This window comes from Burkholderia sp. MSHR3999, assembly GCF_000833595.1.
GTDB lineage: Bacteria > Pseudomonadota > Gammaproteobacteria > Burkholderiales > Burkholderiaceae > Burkholderia > Burkholderia ubonensis.
On record NZ_JRFO01000005.1, the window covers coordinates 780,747 to 802,717 of the forward strand.

18 protein-coding genes and 1 pseudogene are annotated in these 21,971 nt (G+C 61.4%); 13 read left to right on the forward strand and 6 right to left on the reverse strand.

Features of this window, described 5'->3' with window-relative positions; all coding sequences use genetic code 11:
* Positions 1-27: 27 nt before the first annotated feature.
* Both KY49_RS17015 and KY49_RS17020 read right to left on the reverse strand, forming a co-directional pair.
* Positions 28-1,542 (reverse strand): sensor histidine kinase, encoded by a 1,515-nt coding sequence (locus KY49_RS17015; protein ID WP_042585748.1) that lies wholly within the window; start codon positions 1,540-1,542, stop codon positions 28-30.
* A complete protein-coding gene (locus KY49_RS17020) occupies positions 1,539-2,273 on the reverse strand; it encodes a response regulator transcription factor (RefSeq protein WP_042585891.1) in 735 nt (244 codons plus the stop codon). The genes KY49_RS17015 and KY49_RS17020 overlap by 4 nt, the downstream gene beginning before the upstream one ends.
* Positions 2,274-4,054: 1,781 nt before the next feature.
* Here KY49_RS17020 and KY49_RS35780 point away from each other — a divergent pair.
* The 7 genes from KY49_RS35780 to KY49_RS37430 all read left to right on the forward strand — a co-directional run bounded on the left by KY49_RS35780 (position 4,055) and on the right by KY49_RS37430 (position 9,135).
* Positions 4,055-4,438 carry a c-type cytochrome gene (locus KY49_RS35780; RefSeq protein WP_059704985.1) on the forward strand — a complete coding sequence of 128 codons (384 nt, stop codon included), beginning with the start codon at positions 4,055-4,057 and terminating at the stop codon, positions 4,436-4,438.
* A gap of 140 nt (positions 4,439-4,578) precedes the next feature.
* The gene (locus tag KY49_RS35785) at positions 4,579-5,772 is read left to right on the forward strand and encodes a 4-hydroxybenzoate 3-monooxygenase (RefSeq protein ID WP_082062404.1); all 1,194 of its coding nucleotides are present in this window, start codon (positions 4,579-4,581) and stop codon (positions 5,770-5,772) included.
* Positions 5,773-5,803: 31 nt separating this feature from the next.
* The gene (locus KY49_RS35790; protein WP_088502851.1) at positions 5,804-6,526 is read left to right on the forward strand and encodes a glutamine amidotransferase; all 723 of its coding nucleotides are present in this window, start codon (positions 5,804-5,806) and stop codon (positions 6,524-6,526) included.
* Positions 6,527-6,603: 77 nt separating this feature from the next.
* Positions 6,604-7,206, forward strand: a complete 603-nt coding sequence (locus KY49_RS35795; protein WP_082062405.1) for a LysE family translocator — start codon at positions 6,604-6,606, stop codon at positions 7,204-7,206.
* Between the two features lie 30 nt (positions 7,207-7,236).
* Complete coding sequence (locus tag KY49_RS35800) at positions 7,237-8,109, forward strand: glutamate racemase (RefSeq protein ID WP_197083585.1); 873 nt, start codon at positions 7,237-7,239, stop codon at positions 8,107-8,109.
* 59 nt (positions 8,110-8,168) lie between these two features.
* On the forward strand, positions 8,169-8,780 hold the full coding sequence (locus KY49_RS17030) for a glutathione S-transferase family protein (protein ID WP_042585750.1): 612 nt from the start codon (positions 8,169-8,171) through the stop codon (positions 8,778-8,780).
* 94 nt (positions 8,781-8,874) lie between these two features.
* Positions 8,875-9,135, forward strand: a complete 261-nt coding sequence (locus KY49_RS37430) for a hypothetical protein (RefSeq protein ID WP_143134404.1) — start codon at positions 8,875-8,877, stop codon at positions 9,133-9,135.
* Between the two features lie 699 nt (positions 9,136-9,834).
* Here KY49_RS37430 and KY49_RS17035 read toward each other — a convergent pair.
* The gene (locus tag KY49_RS17035) at positions 9,835-10,722 is read right to left on the reverse strand and encodes a LysR family transcriptional regulator (RefSeq protein ID WP_042585751.1); all 888 of its coding nucleotides are present in this window, start codon (positions 10,720-10,722) and stop codon (positions 9,835-9,837) included.
* A 139-nt stretch (positions 10,723-10,861) separates the two neighbouring features.
* On the opposite strand from KY49_RS17035, the gene KY49_RS17040 reads away from it, so the two are divergent.
* On the forward strand, positions 10,862-12,115 hold the full coding sequence (locus tag KY49_RS17040) for an MFS transporter (RefSeq protein ID WP_042585752.1): 1,254 nt from the start codon (positions 10,862-10,864) through the stop codon (positions 12,113-12,115).
* 170 nt (positions 12,116-12,285) lie between these two features.
* Here KY49_RS17040 and KY49_RS17045 read toward each other — a convergent pair whose 3' ends face one another.
* Positions 12,286-13,236 (reverse strand): LysR substrate-binding domain-containing protein, encoded by a 951-nt coding sequence (locus KY49_RS17045; protein ID WP_042585753.1) that lies wholly within the window; start codon positions 13,234-13,236, stop codon positions 12,286-12,288.
* Between the two features lie 140 nt (positions 13,237-13,376).
* Here KY49_RS17045 and KY49_RS17050 point away from each other — a divergent pair, with 140 nt between their 5' ends.
* Genes KY49_RS17050 through KY49_RS17060 form a run of 3 tightly spaced genes read left to right on the forward strand, consistent with a single transcriptional unit; the run spans position 13,377 to position 16,604 of the window.
* Positions 13,377-14,222: an FAS1-like dehydratase domain-containing protein gene (locus tag KY49_RS17050; RefSeq protein WP_042585892.1), complete on the forward strand. Its 846-nt coding sequence runs from the start codon at positions 13,377-13,379 to the stop codon at positions 14,220-14,222.
* A 30-nt stretch (positions 14,223-14,252) separates the two neighbouring features.
* Positions 14,253-15,410, forward strand: a complete 1,158-nt coding sequence (locus tag KY49_RS17055; protein ID WP_042585754.1) for an acyl-CoA dehydrogenase family protein — start codon at positions 14,253-14,255, stop codon at positions 15,408-15,410.
* Positions 15,411-15,425: 15 nt separating this feature from the next.
* Entirely contained in the window at positions 15,426-16,604 is a 1,179-nt protein-coding gene (locus KY49_RS17060; RefSeq protein WP_042585755.1) for a CaiB/BaiF CoA transferase family protein, read from the forward strand.
* 111 nt (positions 16,605-16,715) lie between these two features.
* On the opposite strand, the gene KY49_RS17065 is transcribed toward KY49_RS17060, so the two are convergent.
* A complete protein-coding gene (locus tag KY49_RS17065; protein ID WP_042585756.1) occupies positions 16,716-17,612 on the reverse strand; it encodes an HpcH/HpaI aldolase/citrate lyase family protein in 897 nt (298 codons plus the stop codon).
* 309 nt (positions 17,613-17,921) lie between these two features.
* A pseudogene (locus KY49_RS17070) lies at positions 17,922-19,006 on the reverse strand (DJ-1/PfpI family protein).
* A 124-nt stretch (positions 19,007-19,130) separates the two neighbouring features.
* Here KY49_RS17070 and KY49_RS17075 point away from each other — a divergent pair.
* Together KY49_RS17075 and KY49_RS17080 are read left to right on the forward strand one after the other, a co-directional pair.
* Positions 19,131-20,141 carry a GlxA family transcriptional regulator gene (locus KY49_RS17075; protein ID WP_042585757.1) on the forward strand — a complete coding sequence of 337 codons (1,011 nt, stop codon included), beginning with the start codon at positions 19,131-19,133 and terminating at the stop codon, positions 20,139-20,141.
* Between the two features lie 291 nt (positions 20,142-20,432).
* Positions 20,433-21,953, forward strand: coding sequence for a GGDEF domain-containing protein (locus tag KY49_RS17080; RefSeq protein WP_042585758.1), 1,521 nt, complete (start codon positions 20,433-20,435; stop codon positions 21,951-21,953).
* Positions 21,954-21,971 lie beyond the last annotated feature (18 nt).

Sequence of the window (21,971 nt, forward strand, 5' to 3'; positions counted from 1 at the left end):
CGCATAAGCGGCGCGGCGGGCGGAATCTCAGTGCGCGCCGCCCGAACGGCTCGCCGCATCGCTCGCGCCGCGCGCCGCCGGCAACGTGAACTCGAACACCGCCCCCCGCCCGGCCCGGTCGACCAGCCGGATCGTGCTGCCGTGCAGCAGCAGCATCCGGTGGACGATCAACAGCCCGAGCCCGCCGCCCTGCGCCGCGCCGCCCGCGCCCGTCGGCCGCTGCGGCCGCCGGAACAGCCCTTCACGCCGCTCCGGCGGAATGCCCGGGCCGGTGTCCGCGACCGTCACCACGACCGTGCCGTCGCGCGGCTCCAGCGCGATCTCGACCTCGCCGTGCTCCGGCGTGTGCCGCAACGCGTTGTCGAGCAGGTTGGTCAGCACGCGCTCGATCATCCCGAGATCCGCCGATACGTTCGGCACGCGCGGCGGAATCCGCGCATGCAGCGCGACGTCGCGCGCCTTCGCGGCCAGCTCGAATTTCTGGAACACGTCCTGCACGAGATCGACGAGCGAGAACGGCTCGCGCTCGGGCTGCACGCCGCCCGATTCGAGCCGCGCGAGCTCGAACAGCGCCTGCGCGAGCCGGCCGACCTTCGCGCTCTGCGCGAGCGCGATCGACAGGTAGCGCCGGCGCTCGGCGTCGCCGAGCGAGTCGGTCTTCAGCGACAGCGTCTCCAGGTAGCCGTGCAGTGACGTGAGCGGCGTGCGCAGGTCGTGCGAGATGTTCGCGATCAGCTCGCGCCGCTGCTGGTCCTGCCGCGTCAACGCGCGCCATTGCTCGCCGATCCGGTCGGCCATCTGCGCGTACGTCGATTCGAGCAGCGCGATGTCGTCGCCGCGCCGCCCGGGCGGCGAGCGCGGCACGGCCGGCTGCGTGTCGGGCTCGCCGTCCGCGTCGAAGCGGCGCATCGCGTCGGTCAGCCGGCGCAGCGGGCGCGTGATGAAGCTGAACGCGGTCAGGCCCGCCAGCAGCCCGAGCAGCGCGACGAGCGCCATCGACCACAGCGTCGTGCGCAGCACGTTGCCGGCGTCGAACCGCGCCGCGAGCCTGTCGTGCGCCTCGCCGAGCAGCACCACGTAGATGTAGCCCGCCGGCGCCTGCCCCGCGCGGCGCAGTGGCGCGGCGCTGAAGATCTTGCGCGCGCTCGGGCTGCGCGGATCGTCGCCGAGGATCGGCAGCGGCTCGCCCGCGAGAAAGCGCTGCACCGGCGCGAGATCGACACGGTCGCGCTTCACGTGCCCGGGCGGCGCATCGTCGCCCTTGATCCGCCCCGCGTCGTCGAGCAGGTACACCTCGACGCTCGGGTTCACGCCCATCAGCTGGCCGAACAGCGTGCGCACGGCGTCCGGGCGCAGGCCGTTCGCGTCAGTCAGCGGCGTGATGTTCGCGATGTGCGCGGCGAGATCGCGCGACAGGCCCTGCACGACTTCCATCTCGCGCATGTCGTTCGCGCGGATCTGCAGCCACGCCGACGCACCCGAGCACGCGAGCAGCAGCACCGAGAACACGAGCGACAGCCGCTGGGTGAGCGTCAGCTTCATGACGCGTCCCGCTGGCCCGGCGCGGCCAGCTTGTAGCCGCGTCCCCACACGGTGAGGATTCGCGCGGGCTCGGCCGGGTCCGCCTCGATCTTCGCGCGCAGCCGGTTGATGTGAGTGTTGACCGTGTGCTCGTAGCCTTCGTGCTGGTAGCCCCACACCGCGTTCAGCAGGTCCATCCGCGAGAACACCTTGCCGGGGTGCCGCGCGAAGAAATACAGCAGGTCGAACTCGCGCGGGGTCAGGTCGATGCGCACGCCGTCGACGCTCGCCTCGCGCGCGATCGGGTCGACCGACAGCCCCGCGACGTCGAGCGTGCCCGCGTCGACGCGCGAATCCCGCGCGAGCGCGTCGACGCGGCGCAGCAGCGCCTTGACCCGCGCGACCAGTTCGAGCACCGAGAACGGCTTCGCGAGATAGTCGTCGGCGCCGAGCTCGAGGCCGAGGATCCGGTGCACCTCGCTCGAGCGCGCGCTCGTGATGATGATCGGCGTGTAGCGCTGCATCCCGCGCGCGCGCCGGCAGATCTCGAGGCCGTCGACACCCGGCAGCATCAGGTCGAGGATCAGCGCGTCCCAGTTGCCCTGCTCGAGCAGCCGCTGGCCCTCGGCGCCGTCCGCGCTGTGCACGACCTCGTAGCGCTCGTCGCGCAAGTGCAGGCTCAGCACGTCGGCGATGTCGGCGTCGTCCTCGACGATCAGGATGCGTTTCGGGTGGTCCTTCGGATGGTCCATGTCGGAGCGGCGCCGCACGCGGCGCGTCGGGTTTCGGTCGGGGTCGGATGGCGGCGGATGCCGCCCTGCCGCCATTGTGCAAAATTTTGCGGCGGCAAGTGATCACGATTAGTTTAACTTTTGGCGTCACATGCGCTGTGAGCCAGTACCCGCAAGGTTTTCCGCTCCGGTCCTTGAAAAGCAATCTTCCTTGCCCCGGTTCGAACACTAAAAGGCGGAAGTGACGAAGCGACACTTGGCAAGCGCTGGCAGAAGTCGACGGATTTCCAGGCGGAATCCGAATTGCTCGCCGCTTCAACGCCCCCTCGTCGCTGCAATGCGTCACGGTCGGGGCTGACCTGACTAACCGGCGACGGCACGCTCGACACGGAAACTCCGACGTGTCGTTTTATGACCCACGCGTTCCGCTGCTGCGCATCTGCTCAGCACATTTGGGGCACGAGAAACTCACATCGTTCCGCCACCACGGACGTGCCCCGTTGTCGGACTTTTCGGACAACTGCACCCGGCGTTGTCTCGCCAGCCCCGCATCAGACGCGCTTCTTCGGGCCTGCATCGACAATTTGCCCATTTCACAGACCCGGCCGCATAGCTGGATTTAGATCATGCAGAGGCGTCCGCTGCGGCCTTGCTAGTCGTCGGGCGTGACACACCGTATTCCTTCGCAAGTCAGCACGCCGTCGAGCATGAACCAATCGGGCCGGCGTAAACACCCACGCACGTCGCGTCTTAGTATGGTCGCCCCCGTCGTCCTTGGTTCGATCTGGCTCAATCCTTCGCGATTGTCCGTGCGATCTTGGGCACGGCACGCTGACCGCCCTGCGCCCATCTCTTGTAAGCACCTCACTCGACGTTGTCGAGAATCGATTGATCTCGGACCGACGCCCGATCCCAAATGTCGCCCATTAAACCGAACTGTCGTCTCCACACGTCAGTGAGTTGCGCCGTCAGCCTCAGGTAAAGCGACGCATCGGATCGGAGGTCGTCTATCCAATGCTGCCTCTTGTCCGCGACAAATGTCGCGACAGCTCACGCATTTGCGGTCCGCTGAACATCCAGAATCTCGCGCGAGTGGGTCAGCGTCTTTCGACCATTAACGTGATTGACTCCTGCGGTAATCAACGCTACGACTACTGTACCGATGCGCCCCGCGAGGACGTTTGAAATTTCCATCGTTGTAGCTGACCGTTCTGTATACGCTGGACCGCGAGAGCACCCATTCGCAGCAACATCTCGAATCGTTCAATGAAGTGTTTCAAATCGATGCCTACCGCTCCCGTTCAGCAACCGGATAGTTCAACACGTCCGACCGCGTTCCGCACTGGGCACGCTGATTTACACATCCTCAAATTTTAAATATATTTGATGCGAACCAGTAAACAATCACATGATTTCATCATTTTGATGATACATTCCGACCAATTGATAATAAAAATGAATTTCTAAAACCATTCGCCTGTCAATCTTGTCAGGTGAATTATGTAGTGAGGTTGTTCCCGCGGTGGCACAATTCCGTAATATTCACAAAAATGTATTGACAAAATTTGCAGCAATGTGAAAATTGACGCTATTGCATAAAGTGACTAAAGCATGGAGACCCTTCCGCGCAACCTTAGATTCGGCTACGCGACGGTGCCGAGCATTGGCGAGCGAATACACCGGACTCGACATGGCGCAACGATGCCGTAGATGCGTATCGCAGATTAACGCGTCATTCAGTACCAGCACGACTTCGATCGCCAGCCCCGAATTTAAGCGAACACTCACAACAATATGCGTTTATGCGTAGAAAAATACTCCCTATCGTTTTGCTGGGCGTTTTAGCAACAATCAAAACATCATCGTCCTTCGCAGACAATGTCAATGGAAGAAACCTGTACATGCAAAGATGTGCCATGTGCCATGGAGCAGATATTAGAGGTACAGGGCCACTAGCCAACAAAAGCACCCCTCCCACACCCGACCTGACAACTCCCGCATTCAAGAAACGATTAATTGACTACCCGGGCGTTATTATATCGTCGGTAGTGCTTCGACCAAGCGGAGATCTAATTCCAAAAACCTTGCAACAGAATGGCGTAAAGGTGCCCCCACACGCCTGGAGCATTAATGATCTACGCGACCTGAACAAATACATGATCAGCGTAATTTCAAAAAGTCGATGATTTTAAAATCAGAATCGAACTTGTAACTCAAAAAACATTCTCAACTTGATTTTGGGCGGATTGCTCATTTAATGAATTTGGCAATACGCCATAAATCCGACAGAATTCAATTCAACCTATTATATTAGGACTGCAAACTCATGCGGACGAAAGTTGCGATCATTGGAGCCGGCCCGGCTGGATTAATGTTAGGGCAACTTCTCTCTCTTATGAACATAGATAATGTGATCATCGAAAACAGATCACAAACATACGTGGAGAGCAGGAGTCGCGCGGGTCAGATTACCCCCGCCACCGTCCAAATTTTAACCGAAAGCGGGGTTGGATCCAGGCTTCGTTCCGAAGGAATGACACATTCTACGTTGCAGTTCCATTATGGCGGCGCAACGCGAGAGTTGAATTTTTCCGCACTAACTGGACGCACAGTAACAATCTATGGCCAACAGGAAATTATCAAAGATTTAATTTCAGCGCGCCTGGCTACAGAAAACCGACTTCTATTTGAAGTTTCGGAAGTCCAGATTCATAATATCGATGGAAACACACCGTTCGTTTCCTTTCAAAAAAATGGCGCAGAAAAAATCATAGAGTGCGATTTTATAGTTGGGTGCGATGGATTTCACGGCATATGCCGCCCGCATATCGCTGATTCACTCAACTATTTTTCGCACAGTTACCCCTTTTCCTGGCTGGCAATTCTCGCTGAAATGTCGCCAATCTCGCGGGATGTCATTTTTTCCAGTCACGAAACCGGTCTCGCATTATTCACCATGCGCTCTCCGCGCGTTTCAAGAATTTACTTGCAATGCTCTCCAGGAGAAAATATCGAAGAATGGTCGGGCTCACGAATTTGGGATCTCTTGCAATCACGTATAGAAGGAAGGCCTGAAAAGATCAATGGTGGCGAGATTATGGAAAAAAACATTGTCCACCTTAGAAGTTTCGTCGCCGAAAATATGCAAAAAGGACGGCTATTTCTTGCGGGGGATGCGGCCCACATCGTGCCCCCCTCCGCGGCAAAGGGACTGAATCTCGCGATCTCCGATGCACATATACTTTCCCGCGCCTTCGAATATTACTACGCCAGCGGCAAAGAGGATCTTCTGCTTTCGTATTCTGCTATCGCATTGAAACAGATATGGAGAGATGTACGGTTTTCTCATTTTATGGCAATGCTACTGCATCGCTTCGACGAAAATTGTCATTTTCATAGAAAACTACAGATATCTGAACTTGATCGCATTCTCAGCCCTGGCCCAGCAGCACAAAATTTTTCGGAACTATGGGTCGGCCCTCCCCCATTCGCCTCATCAAATGCGACTCAGTCAAATTAATCTAGAAACATAGAACATCGTGGTGAGAAGAATGCAAAAGATTCTAATCATTCTGCATCAGGAGCAATCTACGCCTGGCCGAGTAGGCGTCCTCCTGCGTCAACTCGGATTGGAGCTCGATATCCGCAGACCGCGATTTGGCGACCCTCTTCCAGAGCACATGAGGGACCACGATGGCGCGATTGTTTTCGGCGGCCCCATGAGTGCCAACGACGGCGACACGTATATTCGCGAAGAAATCGACTGGCTCGCTAAGCCGTTGGCAGAAGGCAAGCCGTTCCTCGGGCTTTGTCTGGGCGCACAAATGTTGACTAAGCACTTGGGTGCGCGCGTCTACCAAAGAGATGACCGGAGAATTGAGGCCGGCTATTATCCGATAGCGCCGTTGAGTACTGCACACAAGATTACTGCGAATGCGGGCGTACCATTTCCAGACCATGTCTATCAGTGGCATAGCGAAGGCTTTGATTTGCCGGCAGACGCTACTTTGCTTGCCGAAGGTTCGACTTTTCCGATTCAGGCCTATCGTTATGGAATTAATGCTTACGCATTACAATTTCATCCGGAAGTTACTTACGAGACGATCGAGCGCTGGGTAATGCGCGGTACTGAGCGACTCAAAGCACCTGGCGCGAAACCTGGGTGCGAACATATTACTGGTTGGCACAAGTACGATTCAGCTGTAGCGAGCTGGTTCAGCGCATTTCTTCCCGAATGGCTGGGATACAGCAGGCAGCGGACACTCAGCGATTAAAGCATCGAGACCAGATGAACACCTCCGACCTGCACAAAATTGTCTGAGAATTGAAACTTCTACGGAGATGACGCTACATGGATTTCCAGCTCTGGACTTTATTTTGCGTCGTATTTTTTTCGGCAGTGATTCTTCCGGGGCCAAATGTAGCCTTTTCTATGGCTCAAGCATTGGATCACGGATTTAAAGAGTCATTTCCGGGCGCGATCGGTTTCGGCTTCGCAAGCGGCGGCCACGCAATTATTGTTCTTTCCGGCCTCGGCATAATTGTACGAAACCATCCTGGCATTCTGTTTTGGCTAAAATTATTGGGAATTTTATATCTCACCTATCTTTCACTGAAGGCATTTCGCTCGCACTCTCAAGTAGCGGCTGCGACATCAAGCAAGCGCACGCCAATTCAAATGCTTAGCGGAGCCATGATCGTTTCATTCACAAATCCCAAGGCAATATTAACAAATATAATATTATTCCCAACATTTATAAGCAAAGATTTTCCGTATACTCCACAATGCCTTGCCTTGACCGCAACGGCAATAATCATTTCCACATTGGTATATTCCGTGTACATGCTTATGGCACGTCATGCGTCGAAAATTCTTCGAACGAAGCGGCAAATCGGCATTGTGACCGGCGCTTTATATCTCGGCGTCGCTGTCGCAGTGGGAATTACAGTCTAATTTCTAATGCCAATATTCAGGAGATTCCCGGTGATTGGAGTATTCGATTTCGGTAGTGGTGGGCTTACGGTGATGCGTGCGTTTGAGTCCGCGTTGCCAGATCAGACCTTTGTCTATCTTGGAGATCACGGGAATGCACCTTATGGCAATCCAGAGTCCAGCGATATTTATGATTTGACGCAGCTCGCTCTTGCAAGATTGTTTAGGTATGGCTGCACATTGATAGTTGTCGCCTGCAATACTGCAGTGGCAACCAGCTTGCGGAAATTGCAACAAGAATGGCTCCCTAAAAGTTATCCTGATCGAAAAATACTTGGTGTTATCGCGCCTACCGTGGAAGAAATCATTGGCGAGCCTGACAGTTCGACCGACTCTGGAATGCAAACTCATCCTGTTTTTTCTGGCAAGAAGATCGCTGTCTTTGCCACTCCGCACACCGTTCAATCCGATATTTTCCCGATGGAGGTTTACAGGAGGAATCCTTCCATTGAGGTGTACCAACAAGCGTGCCCCGGCCTCGCCTTGCTTATCGAGCAAGCTGCACCGGAAGATGTATTGCGTCGAGAAATTCGCAAAAACATCAATAATCTCCTAGATTCCATCCCGACGATTCCAGATGCTTGCATACTAGGGTGCACACATTATCCGATAGTTGAACACATCTGGCAGTCGGAACTACCGGAAACAATGCGTATTATTTCACAGCCGAACGCGTGCGCCCGAAGTTTGGTTGAGTTTCTCAAGAAAAATCCGCAATTTTCTGACACCAGAGTTGGAAACAACAGATTCTTTACAACTGGTGATATCAGTGAAGTTTCGGACCGGGCATCTCTTTTTTACACCATGAAAGCGGATTTTCGCAATATTGACGAGTGTCTTGGCGATTTTACGAGCAGCCAATAATAGCAACTGTTTGATTCATTTTTTAATCATTTTAGCAACTCAAATTCCCGGAGTAAATAATGAAACTCGTTGGCATGATGGGATCACCCTATGTTCGCCGTGTAGCACTTTCGCTGCGATTGATGGGGATCAAGCATGAACATCAGCAGATTTCGGTGTTTCGCGATGTTGATCAATTTCGCTCTATTAATCCGGTTGTCAAGGCGCCAACCCTTATTTTAGCGAACGGCGAAATGATCATGGACTCTTCCATGATCATTGATTATCTCGAGTCGATCGTCGAACCCGAGCGCAGGCTGATACCGATCGATTCCGGGCAGCGTTTGCGAGTGCTTGCCCTTGTTGGACTTGGTCTTGCCGTTTGCGAGAAGGCAGTCCAACTCGAATACGAGTACAACAAACCTATCGCATATCAATATGAGCCGTGGCTAACTCGCGTCACGGAACAATTGCATGCGGCGTTGGCACTTCTGGAAGAAGCCGCCGTCCGTGCCGATACATGGCTCGCTACCAGCCAGATTTCTCAGGCCGATGTTACGGTGGCCGCCGCATGGCGCTTCACGCAATTCCGGGTATCTCACTTGGTGGATGTCCGAACTTATACGTCGCTCGCAGCCTATTCCGATCAAATCGAACAGCTGCCTGAGTTCCGCGCTACACCACTAAAATGAGCTCCCCCCAATGGCGACGTTTCGTCACCAATAACGGAGAGGCGGGCTAGCTGATTCTGGCGAACACTCGTACCTCCTACGAGCAAGAATCTACTTGAGTAGCAGAAACTTCAATCCATTGGCCGTCTCGCTGATCATCAACCAAAGGAAAAAAATGCGTCCTTCCGATGCAATGAAATTAGCGATCAATGCTTTGAAGGATGTCGCGCACTCGCGGCAGCTGCCTTCCGGAACTGCATTGGATCAACCCGTCGTTAATTTATATATCGATGCTGCGGAGTCTCTTGCCCAGACTCTGCAGAACTTGTTGGATCAGGAAAATGGTAGGTCTAAATGGAACACAAACTGGACTTGATGAAGTTGCCCCTGTAACTCAGGACACGCCGACACCGTTAGGTTGATGACGACGCAGCACGCCTGAACTCGCGAGGCGAGCGGTATTTCAGGGCTTTGTGCGGGTGGCGCTCATTGTGGTGTTCAAACGCGATAGCCGCATTGGTTTTTCGTTTTGTCGCCATCGTTGCTCCGTGCTGCGACCGATTGTACCTGCCGCCTCCCGGTGAGCGGTCGATCAGCATGATCGCCAGCATGGCGTCAGCGCTGACGCAAGGTGGTTTCTCAACCCTGCGACGTCGCAAATTGAAGCCGTCCCGAAATGAAGGGGAACATAGCCCTTACTATGTTCCCCTTCATTTCTCGCGATTGAGCGCCGCGACCTCGACGAGGTGGTATGCCTTCCCGCAGATCCCTCCCCGTCCCAGGATTCGATGAGCCCAGCTCGAGGTTGACACGTATCAACAGTGCTCACGAGAGACGTGGCCTGCGTAGCAACGTAACGCTCACCCATGTGACCTGCGATTCCGGGATACGCGACGCCGCTGCATCCGGCTAACGGCCGATTGAACGCGCGTTTGTGCAGACGTCTGCACTTTCTGCCGTGCAGATCCGCCTTACCCGTCTGGCCGACCGTCGCGCTTACTCAAGGCGCGTTCACTGCATACTTGAATGCCTTGCCTAGCACCGGCGACCACGCTTGTTCCGACGCCAAATGCAGTTACGCCGGCTTCTGCCCAGCGAGCAGAAGAAAGTTGCGGACAACGGCAGACGGGTCATCGCATCGCGACGTGATCGCCAGCCTTGCGCGGAGTCCATTGCCCGCTATCGGCCGATAGCTCACGCCTGCAACCTGCACCTGCGTAATCGCCTTCGGCACGATCGAGACGCCCAGCCCGGCCGCGACCAGGGTCACCGCGGACGCGATTTGCGGCGCGGGCTGCGCCATGCGCGGCTCGAACCCGGCGGCATTGCATGCGGCGACGATGTCGTCGAACAGCGCACTGCCGGCCTCCCGCGGCACTTGCACGAACGACTCGTCGGCCAGCTCGGCCAAATCGATTCGCCGCCGCTGCGCCAACCGATGAGCAACGGGCAGCGCGACAAACATGGGCTCCTCGTCCCAGTCGGATACACGCAGCATCGCGGCGACACGGCGCACCGGCCGCACGATCGCGACGTCGAGGCGCCCTGCCTCCAACGCCTCCAGCAGGACGCCCGAGGTCGCTTCCTGCAACGTCAGCTCCGCATCCGGAAACGCCTCACGGAAGCGGCGAATCAAATCCGACACTTTCGAATTGAACGCCGCCGTTCCGGTAAAGCCGACCCGCAGATGCCCGATTTCTCCGCGCGCGGCGCGCCTGGCCGCTCGTGCCGCACGCTCGGCATCGTCGAGCACGCGTCGCGCCTCTTCCGCGAAGACCTCGCCCGCCAAGGTCAGCTCGGCGCCGCGCGCGGTCCGCTTGAACAGTTCCACGCCGAGTTCGCTCTCGAGCGCCTTGACCTGCTGGCTCAACGGCGGCTGCCCGATGCCGAGCGTTTCAGCCGCCTTGGTGAAATTCGACGTAGCCGCCACGGCCAAAAAATATCGGAGATGCCGAAGTTCCATTCGCTATGTGACCTCACGGTGAGTCGGGCCGGCTTGCCAGCCAGTGCTAAAACATATCGCTACGGTTCATTTCATATATTGGACATATACATGACGGTGCGCAAGAATTCGCATATTCCCCGGCACATCGAGTGCATCCATGTCCTCCCCTTCGATTTCCCCATCCATGCCCGGAACGCGGAAAACCGCGTCCGACGCGCTGCCAGCCGGCGTTTCCCCGCGCTCGGCGGCGTACAAGCGCATCGCGCTGGCGCTCTTCCTTGCCGGTTTTTCCACCTTCTCGCTGCTGTACTGTGTCCAGCCGCTGCTTCCCGCGTTCGCACGAGCGTTCGGTCTGGGCGCGGCTTCCAGTTCGCTCTCGTTGTCGCTGTCGACCGGGATGCTCGCGGTCTCCATCCTGTGCGCCGGCGCACTTTCCGAACGCGTCGGGCGGCGCGGGCTGATGTTCGCGTCGATGACGCTTGCCGCGCTGTTCAATGTGCTCGCAGCGCTCTCGCCAAACTGGAACCTGCTGCTGGTATGGCGTTCGCTAGAGGGCTTCGCGCTGGGCGGCGTCCCGGCGGTCGCGATGGCCTATCTCGCCGAGGAAATCGCGTCCGACGGGCTGGGTTTCTCGATGGGGCTCTATGTCGGCGGAACCGCGTTCGGAGGCATGATCGGCCGGATCGGCATGAGCGCGCTCGAAGAACACTTCTCGTGGCGGACGGCCATGCTGACGATCGGCGTCGTCGATCTCCTTGCCGCGGTCGCCTTCGTGATGCTGCTGCCGCAATCACGACGCTTCGTGAAGCGAACCGATCTGACGCTGCGCCACCACGTGCGGCTGTGGAACGAGCAGTTGCATCACGCCCGGCTTCCGTTCGTTTTCGCGATCGGCTTCCTGGTGATGGGCGCGTTCGTGACGGTATACAACTACGCCGGGTTTCGACTCACGGCCGCCCCCTTCAACCTGAGCCCGACCGCATGCGGCCTGATCTTCGGCGCGTACCTGTTCGGGATGGTTGCGTCATCGAGCGCGGGCGCGCTCGCCGACCGTCTCGGACGGGCGCCGATCCTTGTCAGCGGTATTCTGGTATTCGCTGCGGGGCTCGTGCTGACGCTGTCGCACTCGCTCGTCGCGATCATCATCGGCATCGTGCTCGTCACGATCGGCTTCTTCGTCGCCCACTCGGTCGCGAGCGGCTGGGTTGGCCATCTCGCGGGATCCGCCAAGGGACATGCCGCTTCGCTCTACCTGCTGGCCTACTATCTCGGGTCGAGCGTGCTCGGGTCGGTCGGCGGCGCGTTCTGGCAACATGGCGCGTGGGCGAGCGTCGCCGCGTATGTCGCGGCGCTGCTCGCCCTCGGTCTGCTGGCTGCACGCCGGATGATCCGCGTGGAGCGTATGCGGTAAACGCCCCGCGCCGACGGCTTCGGCGCGCACCTTGTGTCGAATGATTGCACTCGCGGTCTTCGTTTGCATTCCGAAGGTGTCGACGAGGTACTGCCGCATGCAGATCGTCTACGTGCAAAAGTTGTCGTGATCTCGTCGAGCAACCAACGCGAAGAAGCCGCGCCCGCGCGTCACGCCGACGACGAATCGGCCGTGCGCAGCGTGATGCCGGTCCAGGTTCCGCTCGCGGCCAGTTCGCCGATCAGCTCGACGATCGTTTGCCGGACGGCCAGCGCGGCGGAATTGACGGGGGACGTATTCGACCAGCACAGGCTCGCGGGGCGGCGGATCTCCGGATCGACGATCCGGCGCATTTTCGGCCGGTTCGACGCCTCGCGCAGCGCCATTACGGATGCGGGCAGGATCGTGCATGCCATGCCCGACTGCGCGAGCGAGATCAGCGTCGGCAGCGAATCGACGTCCGCGATGATGTTGAGCGGCACCTCTTCGCGGGCAAACGTGCGCTCGAGCAGCAAGCGCAGCCCGTTCTGCACGCCGGGCGCGACGAGCGGCACGCCGGCGAGCGATGCCAGGCTGCAGGTGCGCGCACGCGGCGCCACGGCGCCGCCCGGCTCGCCGAGCAGATGCAGCACTTCGTCGAACAGCGGCATCGCGGTGATGCCCGTCGTGTTCGATTCGCGGAACAGGATCGCGAGATCGAGCCGCCCGTTCACCAGCAGTTCGTTGATGAACCCGCTCATGCTCTCGACGTACTGCAACCGGATGCCCGGATAGCGCGCCCTCACCCGTTCGAACAACGGCACCGCGAGGATCGACGTCATCGTCGTCGGAAAGCCTACCGCGACGGTGCCCGACTCGCTGCCCGCGCCCTCCCGCACTTCCTGGCGCAGCTGCTCCATCTGACGGAGCACGAGGCGCGCATGCCGGTAGAGCGCCTGCCCTGCCGCGGTCGGCTTGACGCCCTGAGGGCTGCGCACCAGCAGCGTGACGCCGATGTCGCCTTCGAGCTTCGCGATCTGCTGGCTCAGCGACGGCTGCGCGACGAACAGTTTTTCGGCCGCTTTCCCGAGGCTCCCGTATTCCACGATGCTGACAAAGTAACGGAGCTGACGGATGTCCATGGTCGTTCGGGCAAGGCGAAAGTCATAGGATACCCCTATGACCGGCACATTCAAACGGTATTTCCGCTGCGCTCCCGCTTCACATAAAGTCGTCTCAATCCAGGTCAAGACAGCCGGCGTGCCCGGCGATGGAGGTGACGATGAACGCTCCCCGGTCGCATCCCGGCGACGATGCCAAACAGGTCGCGATCGACCTGATCAGCGCCGAACGTGCCGCGGCATTCGCCGCCACGCTCGACCATCCGACGCGCCCTGTAGCGGGCGACGCGTTGCCGCCGGCGTGGCACTGGCTCTATTTCTGGTCGATCGCGCAGCAGTCCGAGCTTGGCCCGGACGGCCATCCGCGCAAGGGCGGTTTCCTCCCGGATCTGGGGCTGCCGCGGCGCATGTGGGCCGGCGGCCGACTGACGTTCGAGCGCCCGTTGACGATCGGCCAGATCGCGACGCGCACGTCGCGCGTGCTGTCGATCGAGCGCAAGCAAGGGCGCAGCGGCCCGCTCGGCTTCGTCACCGTCGAGCACGTGATCGAGTCCGCGGGCACGGTCGCGATCCGCGAAGAACACGACATCGTCTATCGCGGCCCGGCCGCGCCCGGCGCCGTCGCGCCCGCGCCGCAAGCCGCGCCCGACGACGCGCAATGGCAGCGCGACATCACGCCGGACGAAGTGCTGCTGTTCCGCTATTCCGCGCTGACGTTCAACGGCCATCGCATTCACTACGACCGGGCCTACGCTCGCGACGTCGAAGGCTATCCGGACCTCGTCGTGCATGGGCCGCTGATCTCGACCCTGCTGCTCGACCTCGTGACGCGCTCGCTGCCCGGTGCGGCGGTGCGCGAATACGCGTACCGCGCGGTGCGGCCGACCTTCGTCGGCAACACGTTCGGCGTATGTGGCCGCGTCGCCGACGACGGCAAAACCGTCGACCTCTGGGCAAAGGACCACGAAGGCCTGCTGACCATGTCCGCTCGCGCGACCCTCGCCTGACCCGTTCCGACGATTACCCCGATCCGCGCCATGAATCAGACCGACGCTTACCAAGACATCCGTGAAGCCGTTCGCGACCTGTGCGGCGAGTTTCCCGCGGAATACTTCCGCAAGATCGACGAAGCGCGCGGCTATCCCGAAGCGTTCGTCGACGCGCTGACGAAAGCCGGCTGGCTCGCCGCGCTGATTCCGCAGGAATATGGCGGCTCCGGCCTCGGCCTGACCGAAGCGTCGGTGATCATGGAGGAAATCAACCGCGCGGGCGGCAATTCCGGCGCGTGCCACGGCCAGATGTACAACATGGGCACGCTGCTTCGCCACGGTTCCGCCGAGCAGAAGCAGCAGTATCTGCCGAAGATCGCGAGCGGCGAGCTGCGGCTGCAGTCGATGGGCGTGACCGAGCCGACCACCGGCACCGACACGACGAAGATCAAGACGACGGCGGAACGCAAAGGCGACCGCTACGTGGTCAACGGCCAGAAGGTGTGGATCTCGCGCGTCCGGCACTCCGACCTGATGATCCTGCTCGCGCGCACGACGCCGCTTTCGGACGTGAAGAAGAAATCGGAAGGAATGTCGATCTTCATCGTCGACCTGCATCACGCGATCGGCAACGGAATGACGGTCCGCCCGATCCCGAACATGGTGAACCACGAGACCAACGAGCTGTTCTTCGACAACCTCGACATCCCCGCGGAAAACCTGATCGGCGAGGAAGGCCAGGGCTTCAGGTACATCCTCGACGGCCTGAACGCCGAACGCACGCTGATCGCGGCCGAATGCATCGGCGACGGCTACTGGTTCGTCGACAAGGTGTCGCAGTACGTGAAGGATCGCGTCGTGTTCGGCCGCCCGATCGGCCAGAACCAGGGCGTGCAGTTCCCGATCGCCCGCGCGTTCGTCAACGTCGAGGCCGCGAGCCTGATGCGCTTCGAGGCCGCGCGCCGGTTCGACGCGCACGAGCCGTGCGGCGCGCAGGCGAACATGGCGAAGCTGCTCGCGGCCGATGCATCGTGGGAAGCCGCGAATGCGTGCCTGCAGTTCCACGGCGGCTTCGGCTTCGCGTCCGAATACGACGTCGAGCGCAAGTTCCGCGAGACGCGCCTGTACCAGGTCGCGCCGATCTCGACGAACCTGATCCTGTCGTACGTCGCCGAGCATATCCTCGGCCTGCCGCGTTCGTTCTGACGGGGAGCGTCCATCATGCGCCCACTTGAAGGAATCAAGGTCGTCACGTTCGAGCATGCGATCGCCGCGCCATTCTGCACGCGTCAGCTTGCGGATCTCGGCGCGCGCGTGATCAAGGTCGAACGCCCGGGTGTCGGCGATTTCGCGCGGCGCTACGACGAACGCGTATCGGGGCTCGCATCCCACTTCGTGTGGACCAACCGCTCGAAGGAAAGCATCACGCTCGACGTCAAGCAGCCCGCGGCGCTCGAGGTCGTGCACAAGCTGCTCGCCGATGCCGACGTGTTCGTGCAGAACCTCGCGCCCGGCGCGACGCAGCGCCTGGGGCTCGACTACGACACGCTGCGCGAACGCCATCCGCGGCTGATCGTCTGCGATATCTCCGGCTACGGGCTCGACGGACCGTTCCGCGACAAGAAGGCGTACGACCTGCTGATCCAGAGTGAATCCGGATTCCTGAGCATCACCGGCTCCGACGGCGAGCCGGCCAAGGCCGGCTGCTCGATCGCCGATATCGCGGCGGGCATGTACGGCTACACGAACATCCTCGCCGCGCTCATCGAGCGCGGGCGCACCGGGCGCGGCCGGCACATCGACGTGTCGATGCTCGAAAGCATGGTCGAATGGATGAGCTATCCGCTCTACTACGCGATCGACGGTCAGTCGCCGCCCCGGCAAGCCGGCGCGTCGCACGCGACGATCTTCCCGTACGGCCCGTTCACGGCGGGCGACGGCAACACCGTGATGCTGGGCCTGCAGAACGAGCGCGAATGGAAACGCTTCTGCGATACCGTGATCGGCATGCCCGAGCTGGCCGCCGACGAGCGCTTCGGTTCGAACAGCCGCCGTGTCGCGAATCGCGACGAACTCACGGCCGTCATCGTCCGTGCGTTCTCGACCTTGACGGCCGCCGACGTGATCGGCCGGCTCGAGCAAGCCGGCATCGCCAACGCGCGGATGAACGACATGCATGGCGTCTGGGCGCATGAACAGCTCGCCGCCCGGCATCGCTGGACCCGGGTCGACACGCCTGTCGGCGAGATCCCTGCCCTGCTGCCGCCCGGCGTCGGGCCGACCGACCATCCGCGCATGGACCCGGTGCCGGCGCTCGGCCAGCATACCGATGCCGTTCTGCGCGAACTCGGCTATGCCGACGAACAGATTCACGCGTTGCACGCATCCGGCGCTGTCTGACCGGCCCGTTCCGCGCTGATCGAAGCGCGCCCGTCACCCACATATCGAAGCGTCTCCGCGTCCGTTCACGGACGCGAGAGCGCCACTATTGCGCGAGTACATCGTCGCGCATCATCCGCCGGCCGCCTCGTTCGAAGCGGCGTCGACGGCAGCGGCCAGCCGGGCGATCCACGTGGCGCGCGACAGCACGGGCCGATCGACCATCCTGCCGTCGACGGTCACCACGCCGCCGTTGGAATCGCGCATCGCATCGACGATCCGGTGCGCCCAGCGAACCTCGTCCTCGCTCGGTCGGAAGCACTTGTGCACGAACCCGATCTGCTTCGGATGGATGCAGAGCTTCGCACCGAAACCCAGCTGCTTGCCGTTGAACGCGTTGCGCTCGATCCGTTCCCCGTCGTGAATATCCGGCGTCACGCCGTCGACCGGTGCTTCGATGCCGGCCACCCTCGACACCAACGCGAGCTGCGAGCGGAAGTAATTGAGCGACACGCCATCGTCCGACATGCCCATGTCCGCGATGAAATCGAGCGTGCCGAACATCAGTCGCTCGACGTACGGCGCTTTCGCGATATCGAGCGCGTTCCACATGCCGTTCGCGCTTTCGATCAGCGGATAGACGGGCACGCGCCGGCGCGCGAGCGCAACGGCGGCGCAAACGTCGTCGGCGCTCTCGGCCTTCGGGAGCACGATGCCGGCCACGCCCTTCAACGCGCCGAGCGCGGCGTCGGCCTCGAACCACGGCGTGTGCCGCGCGTTGATCCGAACGAGCACCGGATGCCCGGGTGAAACCCACCGTGCCATCGCGTCGCGCGCCGACGTTTTTGCTTCAGGCTCGACGGCGTCTTCGAGATCGATGATGACCGCATCGGCGCCGCTTGCGAGCGCCTTGTCGAACCGCTCGGGCTTATTCCCCGGCACGAACAGGTAAGACTGGGCGGGTATCGAGCGTCCGGCGCCGGCATGATGCGCGGCGTCGCCAGCGGATATCGCGGCATCAGATGGCATCGATCAACTCCGGAACCCGTTCGATTGCGTCGAACGGGTTCATCGACGTCTTCACGTTGTAATCGACCACCCGCTTCGTTGCTACCACGATCTTCACGCGTCGCTCCTCCATCCGTTCGTCGGCATCAACCCATTTCGCAGGCCATTACACGCGGAATCCCGTACGTCGACAACTATCGATTGGCTCTACCGGCCATAGCCCAAACCTATTGGCCGGTTCGCCTTCGGACAGGAACTGATTCCGGGTCAGGGGCAGCCGGGCGACCTTCCTGCCCGTCGGTTATCGACCGTCCACGAAAAAACGCCGTGCTACTCGTTCGCGTATTCCAGTTGCAGCGCAATCCAGTCCGACGTAGCGGCGCCATAGCGTGCCGCTATATCTCCCAGCACACCGGGCAGCACGGCATCTCCACGCCGCCCATCCGGAATCGTCACGCGCGCGCGCGCCCGATACTTGCCGGCCGGGTCAGCAACCTCAACCCGTGCCTTGATACAACCTCCCGCCCCTCTCCCGTCGCAACGACGTCGCTGCGCCACGTCCGTACCCACGCATCCACGCTCAACGCGACCGACAATTCATCAAAACCGGGTTCGAGCGGCAGATCGAACGTCTCGTGCCGCCAGAACGCTACGCGATTCGTCAGCGCGGCCACCACCGTACGCGCGGTCAACCCATACCGGCTGCCGTCGTGCTCGTCGTTCCAGGCTTGCACGCCGATGCTCCGCGCAGTGTCACGCGCTGTCGCGGGCCCGGCAAGCACGCTCACCAGCGCAAGCGACGCGGGAATGGACGCCGACACGCCGCTCGTCGTCATCACGCTGCCGTCCATCACGTAGCGGCGATCGTCAACCCAGGTCGTATCGGCAAACTGGCGGCGCAGGCCGTCGCGCGAGTACCAGTGAGACGTCGCAGTACGATGCCGCAGCAGTCCGGCATGCGCGAGCACCTTCGCGCCATCGCAGATCGCCACCATCGTCGCACCGGCAGCGGCCTGCTTTTGCAGCCATGCCGATACCGCAGGTCGGTCGGCACGGTGCATCGCGGGCACGATCACGACATCTGCCCCGGCAGGTATCGCGGCATCGAACCGGTCGAAGGTCGTATCGGCGAGCATGCGCAGCGCGGGCATCAATTCGACGGGCCCTGCATCGACCGACACGGCGACGACATCAACCGCGCCGGACGCCTTCAGGATCGAATAGGGAACGATGAAATCGGTCGTCTCCGTTCCCGCGTTGTCCGCGACGATCGCAACGAGCGGCCGCTTGCGCCCGTCCTTTGGCGCGGACACCGTCAGCGCTCGTGTGTCCGGCAACATGCGCTCCGCCGGCGCTTGCGTCGACGCACCCCACGCCCACGCACAAAACTGCATGCAGGCAAACAGCGCCACCATCGTGCGCGTCGCCCTGCTCCTCGTTCTTTCCAGCATCGCCCGCCCGCGTTAATCGATTGCACGTCCGGAAAATTACAAGGATCATGCCTGCGCTCACAAGGACAACGCCACCGCACTTTCCGCCATGTCTCAGTCAATCCGTCCGGCCCGCGACATCGTTGTCGTCGGCTTCGAAGGCGTGCAGTCGCTCGACGTCACCGGTCCGATGGAAGTGTTCGCGGTCGCGAACCGTTACCTGCCGGATCATGCCGCACCCTATCGGCTCACGCTCGCATCGCAATTCGGCGACGACATCCTCACGCACGCCGGCTTGCGACTCGCCGGCCCAATCGCACTCACGGCGCTGCCCGAGCACATCGACACGATCATCATCGCCGGCGGCAGCGATGCTGCGCTGCGGCACGCAGCATCGGACGCCGGCGTGCTGCCGTGGCTGCGCACGCGCATCGCGAACACGCGTCGAATCGCCAGCATCTGCACGGGTGCGTTCGTGCTTGCCGCAGGCGGCTGGCTCAACGGAAAACGTGCGACCACGCACTGGATGCAGTGTTCGACGCTGCAGGCACTGTGTCCCGACGCCCGCGTCGAGCCGGACGCGATCTACGTCAGCGATCCGCCGTTCCACACCTCGGCCGGCGTGACGGCCGGCATCGACCTGTGTCTCGCGCTTGTCGAGGCGGACTGCGGCGCGCCGACCGCGCTCGCGGTCGCACGCGAACTCGTGCTCTTCATGCACCGTCCCGGCGGTCAAGCGCAGTTCAGCGTCGGACTCGACGTACAGGCGAACGCGACGCCGCGCATGCGGTCGCTGCTCACCGCCATCGTCGACGACCCGACCGGCAATCTCGGCGTGCCAGCCCTGGCAGCACGCCTGCACATGAGCGAGCGGACGTTCGCCCGCCATTTCCGCGAGCAAACCGGGCAATCGCCCGCGCAGTTCGTCCTGGCGGCACGGATCGAACGTGCGAAGTCCCTGCTGGAGCAGGCCGACTGGCCGCTCGAACGGATAGCGGAACGCGCGGGATTCGGCAGCGTGGACGCGTTGCAGCGCGCGTTCGCCAAGCAGGTCGGCGTGTCACCGGGCGATTATCGTGCACGCTTCGGCAAGCGACACGACGCGCCGCCGGCAACATAGGTCGGCAATTGGCTACAACGCTTCACCGACACCAACGCACATTTGCGCGCATCGCATTTTGCTTCGCAACAGGCACGCAGCGGCTGCCAAGCCCGAAACTCGCTCTTGCCGATTCGGGCCCGGCTGACGTACCGGCTTCGACCGAACCGGCTGGCCGGCCGCACACGTTTGCGGCCACGTCGCGCCGATTCGCTTAGCATCCGGACCTCGATTTCTTCGCTTGCCTGCCGTTAACCCGGATTTCAGCGCAGTCCGGCTTATCTCACCGGTCCTCCCCTTCGAGCGCGTAGCATGTCCGCATCCACCTCCATCGAAAAGATCGCCGACTGGGCGGGACGAAACCATCTTGTCGTCGGCGCGCTCGGCACACTGATGTCGCTCGCTGCGCTGGGCCTCAGCGCGATGACGCTCTGGGCCGCGAGAAGCGAAGTCGTCGAGCACGCGCATGAAACGTCGCGCAACGTCGCCGCGGTGCTGGTCAGCGAGATCGCGCGCACCGTCGAGACGTCCAACAACGCGTTGACGTCGCTCGCCGCCGATCTCGGCAGGCCGGCGGTCCGACGCATGGACGCCGGGCTGCGGCACGATCTGCTGTTCCAGCGCGCGGCTGCGCCATACGTGGTCGGGATGGGCGTGACGGACCGGTTCGGCCAGTTGATCGACGGCTGCTGCGGCCCGTCCCACCGCTGGAACTTCAGCGATCGCGACTACTTCAAGGTCCATCGCGACGCGGCGAATGTCGGCCTTTACGTGTCCGAGGCCTATCGCGCGCGCTCGCGCGGCGGCACGAAGTCCATCGCACTCTCGCGGCGCATCGAGCGGCCGGACCACACATTCAACGGGATCGCGGTCGTCGCCATCGACCTCGACTATTTCGATCAGCTGCTGTCCCGGCTGAACGTCGGGCCGCACGGCATCACCGCGATCCTGCGCGCGGACGGCACCATCCTCGCCAGAAATCCGCCACTGAGCGATCACCAGATGATCCGCCTGAGCCGATCGAAGGCGTTCGACCGCATGCTGAGCCAGGACTCGGGATTCTATGCATCCCGCTCGCGCATCGACGGAACCTTGCGGCTCTATACGTTCCAGCGGGTGCCCGGTACGCCGCTGATTGCGGTCGTCGCTCCTGCCGAGCACGACGTGCTGGCCGGCTTCGTACGCATGTCATGGTCGGTCGGCGTGCCGGCGTCGATCATCTGCGCGCTCTTCTGCGCCGTCGTCTGGCTGCTCGCATTCGCGTTGCGGGACAATCTTCGCAAGCAGACCCTGCTGACCGATCTCACCCGCACCGATCCGCTGACGGGCCTGAGCAACCGCCGCGCACTCGATGTCGCGCTGGCCGACGAATGGGAACGGCTCCAGCGCGGCAACGACGCCAGCCTGTCGGTGCTGTTCATCGATGCCGACCACTTCAAGCAGTACAACGACCGATACGGGCATGCGCAAGGTGACGCGGCGCTGAGGTTCCTGGCCGAATGCATCCGTGCCCACACGCGCCGGCGCGGCGATATCGCCGCGCGTTACGGCGGCGAAGAGTTCGTCGCGGTGCTGCCGGACACGGATGAAAGCGGCGCCGCGAAAGTCGCGGAGGCCATTCGCCGGGAAGTGGAAAACAACCGGCTCGCCGGATTTGCCGAGGCGGTTCCCGCTTTTACGGTGAGCATCGGATGCGCGACCGCCCGCAATGCGCACCCGTCGTCCATCGACGCGCTGTCGCGTCAGGCGGACCTCGCGCTGTACACCGCCAAGCGCCAGGGACGAAACCGCGTCTGCCGCGCACCGGCGGAGCAGCACACGCATGCGGCGTGACGCGCGGATCGATCCGCG

Excerpts from the sequence above, each read along its gene's own strand:
- KY49_RS17015 (WP_042585748.1), bottom strand. The coding sequence starts at position 1,542 with ATGAAGCTGACGCTCACCCAGCGGCTGTCGCTCGTGTTCTCGGTGCTG.
- KY49_RS17020 (WP_042585891.1), bottom strand. The coding sequence starts at position 2,273 with ATGGACCATCCGAAGGACCACCCGAAACGCATCCTGATCGTCGAGGAC.
- KY49_RS35780 (WP_059704985.1), top strand. The coding sequence starts at position 4,055 with ATGCGTAGAAAAATACTCCCTATCGTTTTGCTGGGCGTTTTAGCAACA.
- KY49_RS35785 (WP_082062404.1), top strand. The coding sequence starts at position 4,579 with ATGCGGACGAAAGTTGCGATCATTGGAGCCGGCCCGGCTGGATTAATG.
- KY49_RS35790 (WP_088502851.1), top strand. The coding sequence starts at position 5,804 with ATGCAAAAGATTCTAATCATTCTGCATCAGGAGCAATCTACGCCTGGC.
- KY49_RS35795 (WP_082062405.1), top strand. The coding sequence starts at position 6,604 with ATGGATTTCCAGCTCTGGACTTTATTTTGCGTCGTATTTTTTTCGGCA.
- KY49_RS17030 (WP_042585750.1), top strand. The coding sequence starts at position 8,169 with ATGAAACTCGTTGGCATGATGGGATCACCCTATGTTCGCCGTGTAGCA.
- KY49_RS17035 (WP_042585751.1), bottom strand. The coding sequence starts at position 10,722 with ATGGAACTTCGGCATCTCCGATATTTTTTGGCCGTGGCGGCTACGTCG.
- KY49_RS17040 (WP_042585752.1), top strand. The coding sequence starts at position 10,862 with ATGTCCTCCCCTTCGATTTCCCCATCCATGCCCGGAACGCGGAAAACC.
- KY49_RS17045 (WP_042585753.1), bottom strand. The coding sequence starts at position 13,236 with ATGGACATCCGTCAGCTCCGTTACTTTGTCAGCATCGTGGAATACGGG.
- KY49_RS17050 (WP_042585892.1), top strand. The coding sequence starts at position 13,377 with ATGAACGCTCCCCGGTCGCATCCCGGCGACGATGCCAAACAGGTCGCG.
- KY49_RS17055 (WP_042585754.1), top strand. The coding sequence starts at position 14,253 with ATGAATCAGACCGACGCTTACCAAGACATCCGTGAAGCCGTTCGCGAC.
- KY49_RS17060 (WP_042585755.1), top strand. The coding sequence starts at position 15,426 with ATGCGCCCACTTGAAGGAATCAAGGTCGTCACGTTCGAGCATGCGATC.
- KY49_RS17065 (WP_042585756.1), bottom strand. The coding sequence starts at position 17,612 with ATGCCATCTGATGCCGCGATATCCGCTGGCGACGCCGCGCATCATGCC.
- KY49_RS17075 (WP_042585757.1), top strand. The coding sequence starts at position 19,131 with ATGTCTCAGTCAATCCGTCCGGCCCGCGACATCGTTGTCGTCGGCTTC.
- KY49_RS17080 (WP_042585758.1), top strand. The coding sequence starts at position 20,433 with ATGTCCGCATCCACCTCCATCGAAAAGATCGCCGACTGGGCGGGACGA.